This is a genomic window from Anaerotignum sp. (assembly GCF_040307045.1).
Classification (GTDB): Bacteria; Bacillota; Clostridia; order Lachnospirales; family Anaerotignaceae; genus Chakrabartyella.
In genome coordinates, this window is record NZ_JAWRKF010000008.1 from 164,978 (window position 1) to 186,755 (window position 21,778).

General features: G+C 41.0%; 20 protein-coding genes and 1 pseudogene. 16 read left to right on the forward strand and 5 right to left on the reverse strand.

What is annotated here, in order from left to right; all coding sequences use genetic code 11:
- The 7 genes from fabF to ABVZ64_RS06550 all read left to right on the forward strand — a co-directional run bounded on the left by fabF (position 1) and on the right by ABVZ64_RS06550 (position 7,861).
- Positions 1–1,233, forward strand: a complete 1,233-nt coding sequence (fabF, locus tag ABVZ64_RS06520) for a beta-ketoacyl-ACP synthase II (protein WP_352400223.1) — start codon at positions 1–3, stop codon at positions 1,231–1,233.
- Positions 1,234–1,238: 5 nt separating this feature from the next.
- Entirely contained in the window at positions 1,239–1,691 is a 453-nt protein-coding gene (gene accB / locus ABVZ64_RS06525; RefSeq protein ID WP_352400224.1) for an acetyl-CoA carboxylase biotin carboxyl carrier protein, read from the forward strand.
- A 1-nt stretch (position 1,692) separates the two neighbouring features.
- Positions 1,693–2,109, forward strand: coding sequence for a 3-hydroxyacyl-ACP dehydratase FabZ (gene fabZ, locus ABVZ64_RS06530; protein ID WP_352400225.1), 417 nt, complete (start codon positions 1,693–1,695; stop codon positions 2,107–2,109).
- Between the two features lie 4 nt (positions 2,110–2,113).
- Positions 2,114–3,439 carry an acetyl-CoA carboxylase biotin carboxylase subunit gene (locus ABVZ64_RS06535; protein ID WP_352400226.1) on the forward strand — a complete coding sequence of 442 codons (1,326 nt, stop codon included), beginning with the start codon at positions 2,114–2,116 and terminating at the stop codon, positions 3,437–3,439.
- A 1-nt stretch (position 3,440) separates the two neighbouring features.
- Complete coding sequence (gene accD / locus ABVZ64_RS06540) at positions 3,441–5,138, forward strand: acetyl-CoA carboxylase, carboxyltransferase subunit beta (protein WP_352400227.1); 1,698 nt, start codon at positions 3,441–3,443, stop codon at positions 5,136–5,138.
- A gap of 679 nt (positions 5,139–5,817) precedes the next feature.
- Positions 5,818–7,128 carry an acetyl-CoA hydrolase/transferase family protein gene (locus ABVZ64_RS06545; protein ID WP_352400228.1) on the forward strand — a complete coding sequence of 437 codons (1,311 nt, stop codon included), beginning with the start codon at positions 5,818–5,820 and terminating at the stop codon, positions 7,126–7,128.
- Between the two features lie 286 nt (positions 7,129–7,414).
- Entirely contained in the window at positions 7,415–7,861 is a 447-nt protein-coding gene (locus tag ABVZ64_RS06550) for a deoxycytidylate deaminase (protein ID WP_352400229.1), read from the forward strand.
- A 162-nt stretch (positions 7,862–8,023) separates the two neighbouring features.
- Here ABVZ64_RS06550 and ABVZ64_RS06555 read toward each other — a convergent pair whose 3' ends face one another.
- Entirely contained in the window at positions 8,024–8,518 is a 495-nt protein-coding gene (locus ABVZ64_RS06555; RefSeq protein ID WP_352400230.1) for a peptide deformylase, read from the reverse strand.
- Between the two features lie 145 nt (positions 8,519–8,663).
- On the opposite strand from ABVZ64_RS06555, the gene ruvA reads away from it, so the two are divergent.
- Genes ruvA through ABVZ64_RS06570 form a run of 3 tightly spaced genes read left to right on the forward strand, consistent with a single transcriptional unit; the run spans position 8,664 to position 10,568 of the window.
- Positions 8,664–9,266 carry a Holliday junction branch migration protein RuvA gene (ruvA, locus tag ABVZ64_RS06560; protein WP_352400231.1) on the forward strand — a complete coding sequence of 201 codons (603 nt, stop codon included), beginning with the start codon at positions 8,664–8,666 and terminating at the stop codon, positions 9,264–9,266.
- Positions 9,267–9,285: 19 nt separating this feature from the next.
- On the forward strand, positions 9,286–10,290 hold the full coding sequence (ruvB, locus tag ABVZ64_RS06565) for a Holliday junction branch migration DNA helicase RuvB (RefSeq protein ID WP_352400232.1): 1,005 nt from the start codon (positions 9,286–9,288) through the stop codon (positions 10,288–10,290).
- Between the two features lie 14 nt (positions 10,291–10,304).
- Positions 10,305–10,568, forward strand: coding sequence for a hypothetical protein (locus ABVZ64_RS06570; RefSeq protein WP_352400233.1), 264 nt, complete (start codon positions 10,305–10,307; stop codon positions 10,566–10,568).
- Between the two features lie 86 nt (positions 10,569–10,654).
- Here ABVZ64_RS06570 and addB read toward each other — a convergent pair.
- Positions 10,655–14,071, reverse strand: a pseudogene (gene addB / locus ABVZ64_RS06575) (helicase-exonuclease AddAB subunit AddB); the annotation flags it as partial.
- A gap of 101 nt (positions 14,072–14,172) precedes the next feature.
- On the opposite strand from addB, the gene ABVZ64_RS06580 reads away from it, so the two are divergent.
- A complete protein-coding gene (locus ABVZ64_RS06580) occupies positions 14,173–14,586 on the forward strand; it encodes a hypothetical protein (RefSeq protein WP_352400235.1) in 414 nt (137 codons plus the stop codon).
- Positions 14,587–14,658: 72 nt separating this feature from the next.
- On the opposite strand, the gene ABVZ64_RS06585 is transcribed toward ABVZ64_RS06580, so the two are convergent.
- Positions 14,659–15,075, reverse strand: coding sequence for a 2-thiouracil desulfurase family protein (locus ABVZ64_RS06585; protein WP_352400286.1), 417 nt, complete (start codon positions 15,073–15,075; stop codon positions 14,659–14,661).
- A gap of 344 nt (positions 15,076–15,419) precedes the next feature.
- Here ABVZ64_RS06585 and ABVZ64_RS06590 point away from each other — a divergent pair, with 344 nt between their 5' ends.
- On the forward strand, positions 15,420–16,166 hold the full coding sequence (locus ABVZ64_RS06590) for a GNAT family N-acetyltransferase (protein WP_352400236.1): 747 nt from the start codon (positions 15,420–15,422) through the stop codon (positions 16,164–16,166).
- Between the two features lie 162 nt (positions 16,167–16,328).
- Here the strand turns inward: ABVZ64_RS06590 and ABVZ64_RS06595 are convergent, their stop codons facing one another.
- The gene (locus ABVZ64_RS06595; protein ID WP_352400237.1) at positions 16,329–17,045 is read right to left on the reverse strand and encodes an SAM-dependent methyltransferase; all 717 of its coding nucleotides are present in this window, start codon (positions 17,043–17,045) and stop codon (positions 16,329–16,331) included.
- Between the two features lie 27 nt (positions 17,046–17,072).
- A complete protein-coding gene (gene rsgA / locus ABVZ64_RS06600) occupies positions 17,073–18,152 on the reverse strand; it encodes a ribosome small subunit-dependent GTPase A (RefSeq protein ID WP_352400238.1) in 1,080 nt (359 codons plus the stop codon).
- Positions 18,153–18,584: 432 nt separating this feature from the next.
- Here rsgA and ABVZ64_RS06605 point away from each other — a divergent pair, with 432 nt between their 5' ends.
- From ABVZ64_RS06605 to ABVZ64_RS06620, 4 genes are read left to right on the forward strand one after another with little or no spacing between them, the layout of a single operon-like run.
- Positions 18,585–18,950, forward strand: coding sequence for a hypothetical protein (locus ABVZ64_RS06605; protein ID WP_352400239.1), 366 nt, complete (start codon positions 18,585–18,587; stop codon positions 18,948–18,950).
- Positions 18,951–18,954: 4 nt separating this feature from the next.
- A complete protein-coding gene (locus ABVZ64_RS06610) occupies positions 18,955–19,428 on the forward strand; it encodes a M23 family metallopeptidase (protein WP_352400240.1) in 474 nt (157 codons plus the stop codon).
- Complete coding sequence (locus tag ABVZ64_RS06615) at positions 19,425–20,270, forward strand: zinc metalloprotease (protein WP_352400241.1); 846 nt, start codon at positions 19,425–19,427, stop codon at positions 20,268–20,270. The genes ABVZ64_RS06610 and ABVZ64_RS06615 overlap by 4 nt, the downstream gene beginning before the upstream one ends.
- Before the next feature lie 41 nt (positions 20,271–20,311).
- On the forward strand, positions 20,312–21,733 hold the full coding sequence (locus tag ABVZ64_RS06620; RefSeq protein ID WP_352400287.1) for an Rne/Rng family ribonuclease: 1,422 nt from the start codon (positions 20,312–20,314) through the stop codon (positions 21,731–21,733).
- Positions 21,734–21,778 lie beyond the last annotated feature (45 nt).

A 21,778-nucleotide genomic window follows, 5' to 3' on the forward strand; every position in this document is an offset into this window, starting at 1 on the left:
ATGAGAAGAGTTGTTGTGACAGGATTAGGGGCAGTTACCCCCATTGGAAATACAGTGGAAGACTTTTGGAAGGGATTGATAGAGGGTCAAAATGGTATTTCGACCATTACTAGATATGATGTTTCTGAAAGTAAATATACTTTGGCAGCAGAGATAAAAGATTTTGATGCGACTTTATACATGGACAAATTAGCGGCAAAGAAGTTGGACCGCTTTTGTGTGTATGCTATGGCTGCAACTGCCCAGGCAATGGAAGATAGCGGGCTGGATGGAACTGTTGATAAAGAAGAGATGTCGGTATACTTTGGCTCTGGCATCGGCGGTTTTGAAACCTTCTGTGAAAGTTCTACAACACTGACAGAAAAGGGGGCAAAGAAAATTTCCCCCTTGTTTATTCCAAAAATGATTAGCAACATTGCAGCAGGAAATATTGCCATTCGTTATGGTGCAGAAGGTGCTTGCGTGTCAGTGACCACTGCTTGTGCCACAGGAACCACTGCAATTGGTGAGGCTTACCGCGCTATTTTACATGGCTATACCACAGCGGCTATTTGTGGTGGTACAGAGGCTTCTATTGTACCTTTGGCAGTTGCCGGGTTTGGTAGTTGCATGGCTTTAAGCCCATCGGAGGACCCAAATGCTGCTTCTCTACCATTTGATAGCAGAAGAGGCGGCTTTATTATGGGCGAGGGCGCAGGTACTTTGATTTTAGAAGAATATGAACATGCAAAAGCAAGGGGCTCAAAGATCTATGCCGAGGTGGTAGGATATGGCTCTACTTGCGATGCGCACCATGTGACAGCGCCATCACCTGAGGCAAAGGCTAGTGCAAAGGCAATTAAGGATGCAGCCAAAGGTTTAGAAGGCATTGAGCCACAGCAGATTTATTATAATGCCCATGGCACAGGAACACCAATGAATGACAAAATTGAAACATTGGCTATCCGTAATGCTTTTGGTGAGGATGCAAAAGAACTTCATATCAGCTCTACTAAGTCAATGACAGGGCATATGCTGGGTGCTGCAGGTGCGGTTGAAGCAATTGCAGCCATATTGGCAATCAGAAATGGAGTTGTACCTCCTACCATTAATTTAAAAGAACAGGATCCATCTTGTGACTTGGATTATACACCCAACATTGCAGTAGAAGCATCGTTAGAAGGTGCCCTTTCTACATCCTTAGGCTTTGGCGGGCACAACGCCTGTGTGGCATTTAAAAAAATAAAGGATTGATGACTATGGAAACCAAAAAAATTGCTGAATTGGCTAAAATATTAAAACAGAATCAACTAACTAAGCTGGATTTAACAGAAGGTGAAGTTCGCCTTGTATTAGAAGCGGCAGGAGGAAAGGTTGTTTTACAAGAAGAAGCCAAAGAAACCCAAGTTTTTGTAGAGGAAACTACAATTACAATGGAAGAAAGAGAAACAGTGAGAGAAACGATGGCTGCATATGAGCAGAAATCCCCCTTGGTGGGCACTGTTTATTTAGCGCCACAAGTAGGGTCGTCTCCATATGTTAAGGTGGGGGATAGGGTGAAAAAAGGCAGCCCTGTTTGCATCGTAGAATCGATGAAAATGTTCAATACCATTGAGGCTGAAAAGGATGGAGAGATTGTAGAAATTTCTGTGGATAATGGCCAGATTGTTGAGTTTGGTCAGGTATTGGTTCGCATTCGCGAGGAGGCATAACATGAATCAGGAAGAAATCAAAAAGATTTTACCTCATAGGGATTCAATGCTTTTGATCGATGAGGCGAAACTAAAAGATGGCATTGCTTATGGTAAAAAAACAATTACAGGGGATGAATGGTTTTTGAATGGCCATTTTCCAGATAATCCGGTTGTGCCTGGTGTTATCCTTTGCGAAATTTTAGGTCAGTCTGCGTGTGTTTTGCTTTCGGAAGGAAATGAAAGCACAACGCCCTTCTTTACTGGGCTTGACAAGGTACGCTTTAAAAATAGCGTGCGTCCCGGAGATACTTTAGAAACACAATGTAAGTTAATCAAACACAAGGGTGTTTTTTATTGGGCCGAAGGAAAAGGCTTCGTGAACGGAAAATTATGTGTTAGTGCAGAATTCTCTTTTGCATTGATAAAGGAGAGCTGAGATAATGTTTACAAAAATTCTCGTAGCAAATCGAGGGGAAGTTGCCGTACGAATCATTCGGGCTTGCAAAGAAATGGGAATCGAAACCGTTGCTGTTTACTCTGAGGCAGATCGCAATTCTTTACCTGTGGCTTTGGCAGATGAAAGAATTTGTATTGGCGGAAAAAGTGCAACAGAAAGCTACCTAAACCAAAAAAATATATTAAGTGCTGCTTTGGCTTGTAATGCTGGTGCAATTCATCCAGGGTATGGATTTCTTTCAGAAAATGCTGAGTTTGCGGCGTTGTGCGAGGCAAATGGAATTGTCTTTATCGGGCCAAAAAGCGAGGTTATGGAAAGCATGGGCGACAAGGATCATGCCCGCAGACTAATGAAAGAGATTGGCGTGCCTGTTGTTCCGGGAACTGAAATTTTAAAAGATGTTAAAGAGGCTAAGATTTTGGCCGAGGAAATAGGATTTCCATTGTTGGTAAAAGCAACAGCTGGTGGCGGTGGAAAAGGGATTCGGGTGGTGTCTTCCAGAGAAGAATTGGAAAACGCATTTCTAACAGCCTCCGCTGAGGCACAGAGTGCCTTTGGCAATGGCCAGGTGTTCTTAGAAAAATATTTGACTCATGTGCGCCATGTGGAGATGCAAATTTTGGCCGATAGTTTTGGTAATATGGTGTGCTTGGGAGAAAGAGATTGTTCTTTGCAGCTAAATAAGCAAAAGGTGCTAGAGGAAACGCCAAGCCCTGTGATGACAGAGGACATCCGAAGCAAGATGATGGCCGCAGCCATTCAGGCAGCAAAGGCTGCAAACTACACCAATGCTGGAACAGTTGAATTTTTATTGGCACCAAATGGTGAATTCTATTTTATTGAAATGAACACTCGTTTGCAGGTGGAGCATCCTATAACCGAAGAAATTAGTGGAATTGATATTGTAAAATGGCAGATTCGTATTGCTTGTCAGATCCCACTGGATTTTGTGCAGGAGGATATTCAATTAAAAGGTCACTCTATTGAGTGTCGGATTAACGCAAGATCCACAGGAAAAATTCATTTCTTGCATATTCCAGGAGGCGCAAGAGTTCATTTTGACACTGCTTTGGTTCAAGAATGTGAGGTTGTGCCTTTTTATGACTCTATGCTAGGGAAGTTAATTGTGTTTGCAAACACCAGAGAAGATGCGATTCGTAAGATGGAAACAGCTTTATGTGAAATGGTTATTCAGGGTGTTGAAACGAATATTGAGGATCAGCTAAAGCTAATTCGGAGCAAGGCTTTTTGGCAGGGAGCGTATGATACGCTGATATTGCCAAGTATTTTAGCGGAAGGAAGTGATTGACTTGCATAACATTGTGGGGTTATTCCGCAAATCTAAAAACGATTTAGAAAAAGGGGGCATTACCCCTATTGTAGAAGAAAAAATGCGCTGTCCCGTTTGTAAATCCACCGAGACAAAGCGGAGAATTGCTAAAAATAAAATGGTCTGCCCATCCTGCGGAAACCATTTCCGAATCGGAGCAAGAATTAGGATTAAAGCCCTTTGTGACAAAGGGAGTTTTCAGGAATTGATTACGGAACTATCTACCAATGATCCCCTTGAGTTTCCCGGGTATGAAGTTAAGCTTGAGAGCGGCAAAATGGGCTCAGGAGAAGACGAGGCGGTGTTATGCGGTCGTGCCTCTTTTCGGGGGCAGGAATGTGCGTTATTCGTAATGGAGCCCCAGTTTATGATGGGCAGTATGGGCTCTGTTGTTGGTGAAAAATTAGCCAGACTATTTGAATATGCAGCAGAAGAAAAATTACCCGTTGTTGGCTTCACCTGTTCAGGTGGTGCTAGAATGCAGGAAGGAATCCTCTCCTTAATGCAAATGGCCAAGGTAAGTGGTGCTGTGGATTACCATAGCAAGCGTGGGGGTTTATACATCACAGTATTGACTGACCCAACCACGGGAGGAGTAACCGCAAGCTTTGCAATGCTGGGGGACATTATTTTATCGGAGCCCAATGCAACCATTGGATTTGCAGGCCGCCGAGTGATTGAGCAGACCACAAAAAAGAAGCTCCCTGATGATTTTCAAAAGGCAGAGTTTTTACTTGAGCATGGGTTTGTAGATGCAATTGTGCCTAGGACTGAAATGAGAGCTACCCTTGCCACATTATTGCGTCAACATGGGCAAAGAGAACATAGCGCCGCCTTAGTGGATGCCTTGTTAAAACAAGAGGTACAGCAGGTTAGGGAAAATACCCTATCTCCTTACGAAAGAGTCATAGCCGCAAGGGCGCAAAACCGTCCTACCACAAGGGCGTATATTGAAAAAATGTTCGCAGACAGAACGGAGTTTCATGGGGACAGAAAATTTGCTGATGATAGAGCCATTATTGGCGGCATTGGTATGCTGGGGGGAATGCCAGTTACTTTTATAGGAATTGAACGGGGCAGAAATCTAGAAGAACGCATCCAGTGCAACTTTGGTAGCCCTATGCCTGAAGGATACCGTAAAGCATTACGTTTGATGAAGCAAGCTGAAAAATTCCAGCGGCCTATCATTTGTTTTGTAGATACTGCAGGAGCCTTTTGTGGCGAGGAAGCAGAGGAAAGAGGCCAAGGGCAAGCAATCGCTGATAACCTCATGGAAATGATGGCAATTAAGGTACCTATTATCACCATTGTAATTGGTGAAGGGGGGAGCGGCGGTGCCTTAGGGCTGTCGGTTGCAAGTAAAGTATATATGCTGGAGAACGCAGTTTTCTCTGTTATATCACCAGAAGGCTGTGCAAGTATTTTATGGGGGGAAGCATCGCCAGAGGCTTCAGCTGAGGCGGCTAGATGCCTATGTATCACCGCTGAAGATATGAAACGATTTGGTGTTGCAGAGCGAATAATTGCTGAAAATTTTTCCGCCTTTGATGATATGTGTTTAGAGCTCAAGGAAATCATCAGGGGAGACTTAAAGGAAATTTACACTTTATCCCCTGAAATCAGTGAAAAAAGATACGAAAGATTTCGTAAACTTGGCAGCTGGAAGGAAAATGGGTGATTTTACAAATACTTTTCACGTTGTGTGAAAAGTATTTTTTTATAAACAAAAAAACCTTGCTAAAGCCAGTGGTTCAAAAAAGCATTAGGTGAAGAAGGGGGAATTAGAAATGCCTTTGTTTTAATTAAATCTTTCATGGACAACTGAGTCAAAAAAATGTAAGGTGTATCGGATGGATCTGAATAACATGAATCGTTTACTTCATAATAAAGGGGTTGAATATATACCACAGGGTAGTTGTAGCCCTATTGGGAAAAATATTTTGTGGTGAAAAGAGTCATTGGGAAAAATATTCCGACACTGAAGGTTTACTTTTTAGGATGCTTGTAATGCGGAAGGAACGTTGTATGACATAAAAAAAGTATTCATAAGTATCTAGAAAGGTTTGAATTTCTCGTTAAATTCATGGTTTTACTTAAAATATGTTTACAAAATATTCTGTTAACAATAAGTTCATTGAGATTAAAAAATAAAACTTGGTGGTTTTAAGTGGGAACAATTGCTAGAACGGTGTATAATTTGAAAAACATGATGCATTTTACCTTTACGAGTATCATTGATTTGTGCTAAAATACGGGAGATAGATAGTATTTTGTATTCAAAGATTGGCATATTGCGCCATTAAGTTGTGCATATTGCCAGATGGAATAGGGAATTTGAAGAAGAAAGGTGAGATAATATGAATAAGTTTCAGGAAATGTATCTTGCGAAAAAAATGAGCCCTGAAGAAGTAGCAAAATTTGTGAAATCTGGGGATATTTGTGCTTGCCCCACAGGGCTAGAGGAACCTACCGCAATTTGTGAGGCTGTCGCACAAAGAGCAAGAAATGGTGAGTTAACAGGCGTGATTCATCACCAGACCCTATCTGTCAAGGGTGGACCATTCATGAATCATGAAGAATTAAAGGGCAAATACGACTACGTTTCTTGGTTTACTGGCGGTGCGGGCAGAAAAGGTATTCAGGAAGGGCACTATACCTATATTCCCAATAATTATAGCACAATCCCTGGTTACTGGAGAGATGTTCAGCCTAGATTAGACGTATTTTATGCTGAGGTTTCTCCCATGGATCAACATGGCTATTTTAGTTGTGCAATGGCTGGTGCAGAGGTTGTTGCTATGCGTGACAAAGCAAAAGTTATACTTTTGGATGTAAACGATAAAATGCCCCGTGCTTTGGGTAATAACCAGATTCACATTTCTCAGGTTACAGCCCTTTGTGAATCATCTAGACCTCTATCAATTTTACCTAACGCACCCTTGACAGATGTAGATAGAAAAATTGGGCAGATGATTGCTGACGAAGTGCCCAATGGTGCAACATTGCAGTTGGGTATCGGCGGAATTCCTAATGCAGTTGGTGTTCTTTTGAAAGATAAAACCGACTTAGGTATTCACACAGAAATGCTAACGGATAGTATGGTAGACCTAATTGAATGCGGTGCTGTTACAAACATGAAAAAGCCAATTAACGTGGGCAAGACCATTGCTACCTTGGCTTGGGGCACTCAGAAAATGTATGATTTTATGAATGATAACCCTGCTTTTGAAATGCATCCTGTTGATTATACAAACAATCCTTATATCATTGGTCAGCATGATAACTTTGTTTCTGTAAATGCTTGTATTGAAATTGATTTATTTGGTCAGGTATGTGCAGAAAGTCTAGGGACAAAGCATTACAGCGGCTCCGGTGGACAGGTTGATTTTGTACGTGGTGCTAACCTATCAAAGGGCGGTAAGGGCTTTATTGCTATGACTTCAACGACGAAGGGTGGCACAATTTCTAAAATTAAGCCTACTTTAACACCTGGTTCTATCGTGACAACAACAAAAAATGAAGTTGACTTCTTAGTAACAGAAAACAACATTGTTCGTTTGAAAGGTCAAACGGCAAGTGATAGAGCCAAAATGATTATTTCCCTTGCTGCCCCTCAATTTAGAGAAGAGTTAGAATTTGAGGCTAAGAAAATGAACCTGATTATTTAATTGGATTTGATTCGGATAATCTTGGAATCAAAACAGAAAAAATTGATTTCAATGCAGTTTTTTTGGAAGAATCAGAATTTCAGTTTTTTAGAAGGACCAAACAATCAGTCCATTCTATCTCTTTTGTTTGATGTGTACTGCCTTTTTACCTGGAAATTTGAAAAAAAACCTTTGTTTGCTGAAGGAATATTTACGGGTAAAAAGGCTTTTTTTAGTGGAAATGTTTTTGACAAAAAACAGTAGATATGATATTTTTGTAGAAATAATGGTAGGGGGAATGATAACGGTGAGAGCGAGTTGGGACGAGTATTTTATGCAGATTGCGGAGATCGTAAAGACCAGATCAACCTGTTTGCGTAGGGAGGTTGGAGCGGTTATAGTGAAGGACAACCGCATTATTACTACGGGATATAACGGTGCGCCTTCTGGCTTGAAGCACTGTACGGAATTGGGCGGATGCGAAAGAGAGAGACTGGGGATTCCATCAGGGCAACGCCATGAACTTTGTCGTGCTTTGCATGCGGAGCAAAATGCCATTATACAGGCAGCAAAGTTGGGGATATCAACGGAAGGGGCAACTATATACATAACCCTTCAGCCTTGTGTAATTTGTGCTAAAATGCTTGTCAATGCAGGCATCAAGCGCATTGTTCACAAAGGCCAATACCCAGATGAATTATCTAGAAAAATTTTGGAAGAAGCGGAAATTGATATTACAGTTATGGCGGACTAAAAAATCCATTTCAGGTTATACGTAGCGTAGTAAAACTAAATTTGCATTGGCAAACTTAAAAATAAAAACGTTGGTATCCCGATTTTTTGAAAGAGACCAACGTTTCTTTTTTTATGCCTTTTTTATTTCAAAGTCAGTGGAAACGGGGGAAGTAAGGGGGAATCAAGAATGCTGTGGCGTTTCTTTCCAATAAAAGGAATGGGTGTCTATGCTACGCATAACAGCTAAGATGCCATCTAGGTGGTCATATTCATGTTGTATCAGTTCGGCTAAGTCCCCCTCTAGTTTCATGCTACAGGGTTGACCATCCATATCAGTATAGTGGATGATGCAGCGTTTATACCTGAGAACTTTCACCAGAAGATTGGGAAAGGACATACAATCGTCTAAAACTTCCATTTGTTCTGAATCGGGGAACGCTAAACGAGGATTTATAAAAGCTATGGGGTGGTCTATGTACATATACAGAATTCGTTTTTGTATACCGATTTGTGGGGCGGCAATGGCTCGTCCGGCACCGTATTTTTGACGAAATGCCAAGAGTGTGTCATGTAGGTCTTCGATAATTTGGGGTAAAGCGGAGAAGTCCTCCCTAACGACAGCAGAGGCGGTCTGATAGAGGGCAGGATTGCCCAAAAGCAATATTTTTTGTTCCATTTTAACAACTCCTTTCTTTTTCAGTGTACACTTCTTTTCTAAAGTCAGCAATGGCGAACGTATTTTCCGTTTTTTTGTGGTTAGGGTTGCTCTTTGAGGGCTTGTCCAGTATAATAATGGAATAAAGAAAGTGAGGAGAAGAAATATGATCTCTTATATAAAGGGTGCTTTGGTGCATCGAGGGGAGAGCTCCATTATTGTAGAAACAGGGGGTATTGGCTATCAAATTTTTGTTTCTGCAGGAATGCTTTCAAAAATGCCTGATTTGGGAAACGAATTAAAGATTTTCACATATATGAGTGTAAAAGAGGATGGCATTTCTCTGTTTGGTTTTTTGTCAAAAGAAGAACAAGAAATGTTTTTGAAGTTATTAACCGTAGGCGGCGTTGGGCCAAAAGGTGCAATGGGCTTTTTATCTCAATTAACGCCCCAGGAAATTGTGATGGCTATTTTATCGGGGGATGTAAAAACCTTATCGAAAGCACCTGGTGTTGGCAGAAAGACTGCGCAAAGGGTAATTTTAGAACTAAAGGATAAGTGTAGTACTGATGATGTCATTGCCATTGGGTTGGATGTAGAGGAAAGCACTGGCTCTATGGGTGGTGGGAAGTTCGAAGCCATTGATGCCATGACAGCATTGGGGTACAGCCGCAGTGAGGCTGCAAAGGTAGTAGGACAGGTTGCTGCTGAAGGCATGACCACAGAGGACATTTTGAAGGCAGCATTGAAGAAAATGATCACATTTTAGATAAAAGCAGGTGTTACCATTGGAGAATCGGCGAATACTAACAGCGGGGTTTCGTGAGGAAGATAAAGACTTTGAACCGAAACTTAGACCGCAACAGTTGGATAACTATATTGGTCAGGAAAGTGTTAAAGAAAATTTAAAAATATTTATTCAGGCGGCACAGCAAAGAGGGGAAGCCTTAGACCATGTTTTGCTTTATGGCCCTCCTGGATTGGGAAAAACAACCCTATCCAATATTATTGCAAATGAAATGGGTGTTCATATTAAGACCACATCGGGCCCTGCTATTGAACGCGCCGGGGACATGGCAGCGGTTTTAAACAGCTTGAACGAAGGGGATATCTTATTTATTGACGAGATACACCGATTAAATCGAATGATAGAAGAGATTTTATATCCTGCTATGGAGGACTTTGTCATAGACATAATGATAGGGAAAGGCCCGGGTGCCAGATCAGTACGGTTGGACTTACCTAAGTTCACTTTGATTGGAGCAACAACCAGAATTGGTCTTTTGACAGCACCCCTAAGGGATCGGTTTGGTGTGGTTCAAAGATTGGAACCCTATGATATTCAAAACCTTAGAACCATTATTTGCCGCTCTGCCGATGTATTGCAGGTAGAGATAGATAACCAAGGGGCAGAGGAAATTGCAAGGCGATCCAGAGGGACACCAAGAATCGCCAATCGACTTCTGAAAAGAGTGCGAGATTTTGCACAGGTACGTTTTGATGGAAAAATAGATGGTGAAGTGGCTCGCTTTGCCCTTGATTTATTGGAAGTGGATAAAATGGGACTAGATCTCATTGACCGCAAGATGTTAATGACCATGATTGATAAGTTTGGTGGTAAACCTGTTGGGCTGGACACCTTGGCCGCTTCTATTGGGGAAGAATCGGAGACGATTGAAGATGTGTATGAGCCTTATTTATTGCAACTGGGATATATTCAAAGAACCCCAAGAGGCAGAATTGTGACTGCCGCAGGGTATGCACATTTTGGCATGAGGCCAAAAGAGACGTAGAAAAGGAGAAGGTTATGAAGTTGACAATTGAAGAATTGATTGAAAATGTAAAAGATGAATTGCTATGTTATGAAAATATGGAAGAACCAACTCAGCGATGGGAAGATGAATTTCGTAGTTGGGTGGAACGAAACAAAGACAGAAACAAAGACCTGGTAGTAGAACACGGTGGTGTTTTCTTTAAAATTCAAGATGAAGAAGAAATATTTGAAATTGCAAATTCTTACATGGATGCTTTGGATGAAGGCAGTGTAAAACAGTACTGGGAAAAATTTTAATGGGCTTTTGAAAGCCCCCCGCCTATTTGGCGGGGGTGCTGACAAGAGACCGTTTTTTTTATTGAAAAGTTTATTCTATTTGGTGCTTACTCATCAATCAAATTCCAAAAATCCTTTTTGGAGACTTTCTTTAAGTCTCTCCACTTCGGTGTTTCATCATAATCGTATCGGCAAATGGACTTATAGCGACAGTAAGAACAAGGTGATTGATCATTTTTTCGATAAGGAGAGGGGCTAATTATTCCATTTTGCATGCTATCTCCCAGCTCAGCGGCCCGCTTTACAACAAAAGAGAGAAGCTTTTCATATTGATTTTCATCTGCAAGGTATGCCGTAGCGGAAGGCTCTCCTTTTTTTGTGTAGCCAACAGGAATGATGGCAGAGCTTTTGCCCTTTACATCATCAATAAAAATGTGGTCAAGGCCTTGAATAACAGATTCATTTTCTAAAATCAAACCTGACATTTGCATTTTTTCATATAATGCTTCTTCTATTTCCTCAGGGGTCATTTCTTGACTAAGGGAAATATTGGGGTCCGTAATTCTAAAATAGAAAACTCCACCAGGTTTCATCGGTGTAGCTGTTTTTTCATAATGCTTCACATAGGCATCCAAATATATTAAAAGCTGCAATTGGAGTCCATAATATATATCTTGAAAGTTAAAGCTTTTGGAGCCAGATTTATAATCAATGATTTTCGCATAGTAATTTCCCTGAGTATCCAATAAATCGACACGGTCGATTTTTCCTGAGAGAACCAGTTGGTTTCCTTGGGCAAGCTCTATAACAATCGGCGGAAGTGCTTCATGGTTTCCAAAGCCGATTTCATAGCCTTGGGGAGTAAAATCACCATTTTTTAAGTGGCGAACGAGGGTCCAAGCAGCACGGGAGGATATTCGTTTGAGTCGATGAATCAGATACTGGTTTGCCGCGGTATCCAGCAGAATTTGGTCACCTAATTTGGGGGCGGCAAGGTCAACGGCTTCGTGGATAAGGGCTTCTGTTTTTTCTTGCGTCAATGTATCCCACGGAATATTTTCAAGTTTTATTTTGTTGGAAAACAACTCTAATACCTCATGAAACAGTAATCCTAGGTCAGGGGTACGAAGTTGGTACAACTTTCGTTCTGTTGCCTTTAAGGCGAATTCTGCAAAATATGAAAAGGGACAAGCGGAAAACCGCTCTAAGCGAGATACACTGGAGAAGATTTTTTCGCCATAAAGAGTTTTTGCTGTTATTGGTGATAGTTGTTCTTGTTTTTTTGTAGTAACAAAACCTTTACGAAGCAAAGAGAGTCGTTTTTCCCACAAAGGCTCTGTGGCGAAAAAACTATAAATATCTTTCCAAAGAGGATCCATGGGGGTTTCTTTTTTATGCTCTCGCATTTTTTCTCCAATTAGGTGGAAGGCGGAAGAGGGAACCATTTCTTCCAAGGAAATGCCAGAATAAAGCTGTACTTGCAGGGTGATATCCATACGGCAAAGTCGGTCAATAATAGGGGAAGGGAACAAAGCTTTACCTTGGGTTTCGCTGTTTGCATAAGTAAGAAACAGCCCCTGAGAAGGACGAGTTAGCCCTCGGTAAATCAAAAATTGTTCTTCAAATGCTTTACGTTTGCCGTCACTTGCCAGCTCCATCCCTGTTTCCGATAACAAATTGCGTTCTGATTCTGTAAAAATACCCTGAGGCTGAGAGGGAGAGGGAAGGATACCTTCATTAACACCCAAAACGAACAAATATTTTATTTCAGGCAGACGTGAACGTTCGATATCCCCCACTACCAGACAATCAATGGTAGGAGGAATTACACCCATGGTGCATTTTTGCATTCCCGCAGAAAGGATTTTAGATGCTTCTGCTAAGGTCATAGGTTCATCACCTAAAATTTCGCCGGCCTTTTCAAAGACTTGCATGAGAAGTTGCCAAATCTGGCGATGTTCTTCGCCTTTGGCACGATTTCCACTTTTCTGTTGGGTTTCTGTCCAACCTATAAGAACTTGTGAAACGCCTTGTTGCTCTAAATGCGCAATGATAAGAGTCATGAATTCTGATAAAGGGCGTTTTACACTCTTTTTCCATTTAAAAAAAGGGAGGAAAGGCTCCATAAAACGTTGGCGCAGTAGGTTTATATAGCGAAGCGTATCTTCTCCTTCTTTTTTCAGACCATATTCCCAAGTCTCCTTTTTCCATTTGTAGCCTTTGATTCCATAGGCCAGAACATAGTTTTCCAAAACATCAATGTCTTCATCGGTAAAAGGGGTAAGTCCTGATTTTAAGTAGGAGAATACACTTTCATAACGGAAGTCGAAAACCAAGCAATCCAAAAGGGCAGTTACCATTGTGAACAACGGGTGGGAGGCGATTTCCCTGCGACTATCGATAAAGCAGGGGATATTATATTCCCGCAGAATTCCACGGATGCTTTTCTCATATACATCCATAGCATTGGTTACGATAGCCATATCTTTAAATCGTAGACCCTGCTCACGCACCAAGCGGATGATATTGCCGGCAGCAAAAGTGATCTCTTCTTGCCTGGTTGGACAGGAGATGATCTGTACACTTTCTTTTAGGTTACACTTTTTGTAGTAACCCTGAAAGTAGAATTTCTCCAAAGCTTTTAAAGCTTCTGTTTTGCTACGATGGTTTTGGGAAAGAAAAATAGGAGGTTCTATGGAGATACCATTTTCTTCAGCCAAATGCACCAATTTATTTTTTGCGGTGCAAGGCTCAAAAAAGGGAGCAGATGGAGCCAAAAATGGAGCAAAGTAGCTTTTTTCATCCATTGGCAAGGTAACGGTTACTCTGAAAGAAAGCTTTAGTAATTTTTCAATAACAGCGTATTCCTGAGGGGTAAAGCCATAAAATCCGTCTAGCCAGATTTCTGTATTTTCAAAGGCAGCAGTGGAAGAAAGCTGAGTCGCCAAAAGGGCAAGGATCTCGTCTCCAGAGAGATAATCCTTTTCTAAAAAAGAAAGATATGCCTGATAAATGGTTGCCAAATCTGTTAACTTATCTTTAACTCCTTGTGTGATTTCGGGGCATTTTGCTTTTTCTAAAAGTTGCTGGGGGTCTATATAATATTGAAAAAACTCGGAAATAGTTAGGCTGAGCTGATCCACAAATCCATTTTTATCCATGGCATTTTTGAAAAAGTGGATATCCTCTTTTTTTTCCATAAGGACCTTTTGAATTGCCATAGACTTCCCTATATCTCCTAGGGGGATTTTTTGACCCAAACCGTTTTTCGAAAAAACTTGATGGGCAAGGCGTCCAAAGCTAAGTACTTCCGCTAAGATAATGGCATTTTGAGGACTATAGGTAATAAGATCACGTTCTGCTTGGGAGGTAAACTGTTCAGGCACAATAAAAATTTGATGGCCATTTCCATCTGTTTGTTTTTTTATAATTTCATCCATACATAAATGGGTTTTTCCTGTTCCTGCGGTGCCGATGATAAAGCGTAAAGCCATGTTGAAACCTCCTTTTTCTTTCCATGATACCCAAGTGAAAGCTTTTTTTCAAGGCAAACTTGTACAGCGGAATAAAGATGAATTGACAAACATATGGTTAGATAAGGAAATGTATTCTAGGAGGGAGTAAGGTGAGCGGCACGAAATTTGTGGTGGTAAAGTTGAAAGAGCTCATCAAGACGGTGGTATTTGCTGTGTTGGGCGTCATTATTCTAGTTGGGCTGATTTGGTTTTTCTTGAGCTTGGGTGATAAGGACTCGGCTACATATCGGGATGGTGTATACCATACCCAGGTTGCCTTAGGCAATGAGAGCGCTATGGTCTCCATTACTATTGAGGACGGAATGATTGAGGATGTTGCTCTTTCTGAAATGTCAGAGACTGCAATGGTATTTTACCCCTTGATGCAATCAGCAGCCGAAGAAGTATGCAAAGAGGTGGTTAAGAATCAATCCTTAACCATTCAGGTTTCCAAGCAAAATGCATATTCAGCACAAGCAATTTTAGAGGCAGTTGCAAAAGGTTTGGAAGAGGCAGAAAAATAAATGATCTGATACAACGAATGCAGTGAAAAAGGTAGGGTTTACACCCTACCTTTTTCATGTATGGCATTATGGTTAAATGTCTTGGCAATCTTTTACGGGAATACCATTTTCAATCAAGGTTTTTGCAAAGAGCCCCTGCCCATTGATCAAAACACCCTGGAAGGTACCATCATAGATTTGATTGACACCGCAAGTTGGGCTTCTGGATTGAAGAATGGCTAGGTCGATTTTTTGGCTATGGATTTTTTCCATGGCAAGGGCAACTCCTCTACGAAAACTTGTGTCTACATTTTTCCCATCTTTGGTCATATATACACCTTGCACCATTTCAACACTATCGCGAGGACAGCCTAGTCCACCCAATAGTTCTGGGCAGAGCGTGATTACATTGTGTCCTGTTATAAACTCCATTACATTTTGATTATAGTTATTTCCACCATTATATTTGCAATTATGGCCTGTGAGGCAAGCGCTGACTAAAATGTTCATCATATCATCCCTTTGAGTTATCGATATTGGTGTATCCAGCTAAGTTTTACTTTTCCGTTTTGCTAAAATTAAAGATTTTATGACATTTTAACAGAGCATAGAAAAATTAGCAACCGTTGGTTGCGAGAAGAAGCACCGTGAAAAAAAGTAAAGTTGACGCTTAGAAACGGTAAAGGGGAAGTGTGGCCTTGTATATAAAACAGGTGACACATATAAGGCTAGTAAATGCTTTTTGTGTAAACCAAGGTTTGCTTTACGTTAATTTACCCCTTTGGTATAGTATAAAAAAAGAATGAATTAGGTAAGTTTATGAGGAATTTCCGTTTTTTAACAGGAGGTAAAATATGGATGAGGATTTCGTGAATATTTCGTTTGAGAACATGGATGAGGAGCATCTTTGTTGTGCCATGGCCGATAAAAAACATCAATGTGGTGTACAAATGAAAAAGGCATGGCTAAAGGAGCAAATTCCAGAGGGACATATTTTTAGGAAGCTAGGCGTAAAAGGAAAGGTTTTTATTGAGTATGCGCCTTTAGAGAAGGCATGGGTACCAATACATGGAGCAAACTATTTATACATTTATTGTTTGTGGGTGGCAGGTGCATTTAAGGGTAAGGGCTATGCCAAATCACTCCTTGAATATTGCATAGAAGATGGGAAAAAACAAGGTAATGCAGGAATTTGCATCCTTTCCTCCCCAAAGAAAAAGCCTTATCTGGCTGAGGAAAAATTTTTGCTGCATAATGGATTTCAGGTGGTGGATTCTATTGGTGAGTATGAATTGCTTGCCCTATCTTTTGATGGGACAAAGCCCTATTTTGCCGAGAATGCAAAACGAGGAACCATAGACAGGGATACTCTTACCATTTACTTTGCAAGGCAATGCCCATTTATTCCAAACTGTGTGGAGCAAATCAAAAATTATTGTGGGTCTAATGGGATATCAGTGGAGTTCATTGAAGTGGATAGCTTAGAAAAAGCAAAGAGTGTGCCGTGTGTTTTTAACAATTGGGCTGTATTTCTAAATAGAAAGTTTGTGAGTGTTCAGTTGTTAAATGAGGGTGGATTGAAGAAGATTCTAGAACGATAAATTGAGTTATATATTTGGCAATTTTTTTGAATAAAAATATTACATATAAAACGCCGCCTGCTGAACTTTCAAAAGACGGCGTTTTGTTGTTGAATAAACAAATTATTAGAGTTATTTTATTGATTCACATGTGTACGAGCAATGGCCATGGTTTGTTTTTGATTATTTGCGGCGTAAAACTATAGCAATAAAGTTCATATACTTACCTGCCCCAGCATTCATCGCCTTTCGATCACCCACTGCATACTCATTTTCACAAGCCAGCCAATCCTTCCAACACTCTTCGTTACTTTCCATTTCTTCGATAGATATAATTTCTACACCTTTGGTATATTCTAAAATATTTCGCCAATAGGCACAGTCGTGGAAGGTTTGTAAATCTTCGACTGTCCAAGACAATAAAAATGCTTCGGGCAGGTTGTGGTGGATATCCTGTTTAAATCCGGGCACTACTAACAGGAGTTGGCCACCATGTTTTACCAAAGGTAGCAGATGCTTGCCCAGGTAGTGTTTATCCAAACCAAAGTAGTGATAAGAATCAATACTGATGACTGCATCGAAAAATTCTTCTGCATAAGGAAGGTCATGGGCTTCTCCTTTTATGGGGATAATCTCATTTTTGGTGAGGCTCATTTGGTCAAACCTTTGTTTGTTTTCTGTAGGAGAGACCCACAAATCTGTGGCAAAAACGTGAAGACCATATTCTTTTGCCAAAAATACGGAGGTGACACCACGGCCGCAGCCCAAATCCATTACCGTTGAACCCTTTGGTAAGGGATGCTTTTCCATTAATTCTTCTAAAAGCTTTATGGGGTTTGGCCCCATAATATTTTTTTGGATAAATTCTTTGCTGTATTTGTTTGATTTGTTGTAATTCATTATAGGCATCCTTTCCGTAATGAAATCTTAATAGCGATTTTGGCTTTTCTTTAAGTTCTTGATATGGTGTTTCGCTTTTTTCATACCACCCACTTCACGGAACATTTCGTTAAGCTTGGTGGTTTCGATTTCTTTTGCGGAAAGGCCTTCATATCTTGCTTCTCGTTTTAGTTTATAGTAGCTTTGCAGGCGTCGCTCATCCAAGTCTCCGTTTAATAGGGCTTGCTGTACAGCGCACCCAGGTTCATTGGTATGGGTACAATCGCTGAATTTGCATTGCTGAACCAAATCTTCGATATCAGCAAAGGTTTTAGCCACATCGGCATGGCTAATGCCCAATTCCCGCATTCCTGGGGTATCAATGACGATTGCGCCGTTTGGCAAAAGGATCATTTCTCGTCCAGTTGTGGTATGGCGCCCTTTATCATATTGGTCAATTTCGCTGGTAGCGAAAAGCTGTTTTCCTGCTAAGAGATTAATCAGTGTGGATTTACCTACTCCTGAGGAGCCGATAAAAGATGCGGTGACTCCTTTTTTTAGAAAGTCATAAAGGCGCTTCACCGTTGATTCGTCAAAGGATGAAGTGGCAATAACATCACACCCCATTGCGACCCTTTCAATTTCAGCCAAAACAGCTGAAATATGCTGGCATAAGTCGCTTTTTGTTAAGAGGATGATGGGTTTTGCGCCACTATCCCAGGCAATAGAGAGATATCTCTCCAAACGGCTGAGATTATAGTTTTGGTTTAAGGACATACAGATGAATACCAAGTCGATATTTGTGGCGATCACCTGTGTTTGGCCAGTAAGGCCTATAGCAGTACGCTCAAAGATGCTTTTTCTAGTGAGAACTGCATGGATGATAGAGGGGCTATTGGCATCCCCATTGGTGACCATTACAAAATCTCCCACAGCAGGATATTGAGAAAGATTTGCAACCTCATAGGAAAATTTCCCCGAAATTTCTGCAAATCGTGCACCAACCTCAGTGATGATGCGGTACATCCCTTTGTGCTGGGCAATAACCCTGGCTAGAGCGTAGTTGGGGTAAAGGGTTGCTTCGTTGATAAAGCGTTGTCCAACGCCATAATTTTCTAATTGATTCAATTTAATTACCTCCGTAAGAATTGTACACTGGTTTTTATATTTGTATACACGCAGGAGGTTTTAGAAGAGCCAAAGAATATTCATTTTTTACTTCGTAAAAATATGAATAACGGAGGGCATCGGCAGATGCCTTTTCATTTTGGGGGAGCTGATACGCTCCACGAAACTTGCTTAGTAAGCATCCTACCCAACAGAGGCGGGTACTTTCTAAAATCCGTTAAACTCTGAAAACCTCCTGATTTCTTACAATATCCATTTTATTCAAATTGTTTTTCATATTCACAATCCCCTTTCTAGTTTTATTTTCTTTATTTAGTTTATCAGAGAAATAAAAAATTATCAATTTAACAATGAATTTGTTTCTACCATTCTTGTATGCTCGTTCATATTTTATGTTTTAAGGCATATATTTGAAATCAGGAGGGATGCGGTATGACGGATAAAGAACGAAAGCGGCGCAGAATAGAAATGGAAAGACGAATGAGAGAAAGGCAAGGGGGGCGTCGTTCTTCAGAGAGTACGTCCAAAAACCTATTGCTTTTTCGTACATATGTAACAGTTATTCTGGCGGGAGCTTTTTTATTGGTTTCTGCGTTTCATACAGATACATCGGAGGAGGTAAGCCGCCGATTGAAAGAAACCATTGCATATCAAATCCCCGTAGATGATATTGCAACGGCAAAGGACAAAATAATGGCTTTCTGGAAGGACAAAGATATTTCTTTGCCTGTATTTCAGGAGGAAGATACACCCTCCCAGGAAAAAGTTTACAAGCCGGATTTAGAGGAGTCGCCCTAGTGTAATGGCGTGGTCATTTCTAAATTGGGAGAAGAAAAAAGAAGGGTGGATTAACCCTGCGGAGGGGATGGTGACATCTTCTTGTGGTGTGAGGGAAAACCCAGTGTTAAACAAAATAGAATTTCACAATGGAATTGACATTGCAGTTGTGGTAGGGACAGAAGTTGCGGCTGTGAGAAGTGGTGTGGTTCGTGTTGTTCGCACATCAGAGACTTTTGGTAAGGTTTTGGAGTATGAAACGGAGGATGGGTATAAAGTTATGTATGCCCATCTTTCCGATGTTTTGGTAAAGCCTGGAGAAAAGATAAAACAAGGGGAGATTGTAGCCAAATCAGGAAATACAGGGCTTTCCACGGGGCCTCATTTACATTATAGCCTCTGGAAAGATGGCAAACTGATAGATCCATTAAGCTATGTCACATTGGAATATACGCAAGAGGTTGAGGCAGAATATGCGGCTCGGGGGGAATCCATATGATAAAGAAGAATAAAATAAAAATTCATCCGTTGTTTTTATTATTTGGGGCCACCTTGTTTTATTTCAAGGCGGGTGGCCTTTTTTGGGACATGCTTTTTTGCTGGACCATTCAAGAGATTGGATATGCTATTTTTTGCTGTAAGAAGGGGCTTACTGTAAGGCACTGGCTTGTTACGCCTTTGGGGCTGCGTGGGGACTATGTCAGGTCGGAATTTATGCCTTTTGAGCAAAAGATTTCCATACATTTTATCGGCAGTGGGATTGGCATTTTATTGAGTGTTGTATTATTTGCGCTGGAGTTAAGGGATTTTGCACGGGTATCCCTATTGTTGGCAGGGGTTCGCCTTTTCCCATTCTTGCCTTTAGAAGGGGGCAGGATTTGGCTTGAAATTTTGGGGAAATGGAAAGGAACGCTGAGGGCGGCCAGTTGGCTTACAAAAGCAGGTTGCGGTGTAGGGTACGGACTATGCTTCATAGGTATCTTATTTTCTATTTTATTTCCCATTGCCTTTGTAGCCGTGCCAGTTGGACTTTACTTAATTTATGTAAATAAGCACGAGTTTTTACAGATTGCTAAGGATTTGTATTTTGGGATGCTGGATGATACAGTGAAGCCCATAAGGGAGGTAATTGTAACCGGGGAAGAAACACCTTTGGAATTGGCTTGCCACCTCAACCCCTATGAGGATATTTTCTTTTTTCGCTCAAACCACAGCGGTGTTTCCCAAGAGCGGGTAATGCTTGCTGTATTTACAGGAAAAGACCGCAATTGGATATGGAAATTGGCAGATGAAAAAGAATTTGGTGCAAAAATCTACGATTTCGGGTATGATGAAATATAAAAGAAAGAACAACGAAAAAAGTGGGTGTTTGCTTGAAAAGGGTGTTATTAGATATTGAAGAAGGGATTACCAGAGTCGCACTAGTTGATGATGGAAGACTGGTAGAACTATATTATGAAACAAAAAGAGATGAGAGCTTAGTTGGAAATGTTTATGTTGGACGGGTTGAGAATGTGATACCCAACTTACAGGCCTGTTTTGTGGAAATAGGCAGTGAAAAGAAAGGTTATTTATATTATGGGAATAGGCGGGCCGTTTCAGACCAAGGCAAAAACTCCGCCAGACCAAAGACGGGGGATACTTTCGTGGTACAGGTAGAGAAGGATGCTACCGGCACAAAAGGCGCTGTGTTAACACAATCCATCTCTTTCCCTGGTAAGTTTCTAGTGCTGGTAAAGGAAGATGGAGAAATTGGTATTTCTCGCAAAATAACAGATGGTCAGGAAAGACAGAGAATTCGCCAAGTGTTAAAGGGCATTTTACCTCAGGGATACGGTGCTGTGGTAAGAACCAATGGGGAAGGAAAAACTGAGGAAGACTATGCAAAGGAAATCAGAATGCTCTTGGATAAAGCAGAGGTCATAGACAAAGGGCAGTTTAGAAAAGCACCTTCCCTTCTTCTTCAGCAGAGTTTGCCCGTTGAAAAGGCAGTTCGTGACTTTTATAGTGAAGCAGTAGAAGAATTTGTTATGAATAACGAAGAAGTTTATATGAAATTGTTGGCTACGGGAGATTTTAATGGAGAGCATCAGCCTACGCTTGTTTTATATCAGGAGAAACTGCCGATTTTTGAGGAATATTTTGTGGAAAGCCAAAGTCAAAAAGCTTTGGATGAAAAAGTGTGGCTCAAAAGTGGAGGTTTTTTGATCATTGAGGAAACGGAGGCTTGTGTTGTCATTGATGTGAACTCAGGCAAAGGTGCAGGCAGGGGTGACTTGGAAAAGGCAATTTTGAAAACAAACCTTGAGGCAGCAGAAGAAGTAGCCAAGCAGTTGCGACTACGCAATCTTTCGGGGATAGTTATCATTGATTTTATCGACATGGCCAGGGAGGAAAATCGAAATGCTGTAACTAAGGCGTTGGAGAAGGCTGTGGAGAAAGACCGAATAAAAACAGTTGTTGTGGGGATGACAGAACTTGGGCTCATGCAAGTAACAAGAAAAAAGACCCGGCCAAGCTTGTCTAAACAGATGACCACAAAATGTCGACAGTGTGAAGGGACTGGAAGAATGCCCTCTATTGAATGGACAGTAACCAGGATGCGACGGGAAGTGGAAAGCATACTAGCCAATACCATCTACACGAAAGTAACCGTTCAGGCTGACAGCAGACTGCTGCTTGCATTCAAAGGACAAGGGGATTCCTACTTAGAAATGCTTTCAAAGAGGTTTGGTGGAGATGTTTTTTGCGTTAACACCAAGGAGTTGGGATTCGCTCAATACCAAATATCAAAAGAAAAATAGAAAAAATTGGATGGTTTGAACCGAAATTCAGATGAATTGTCATTT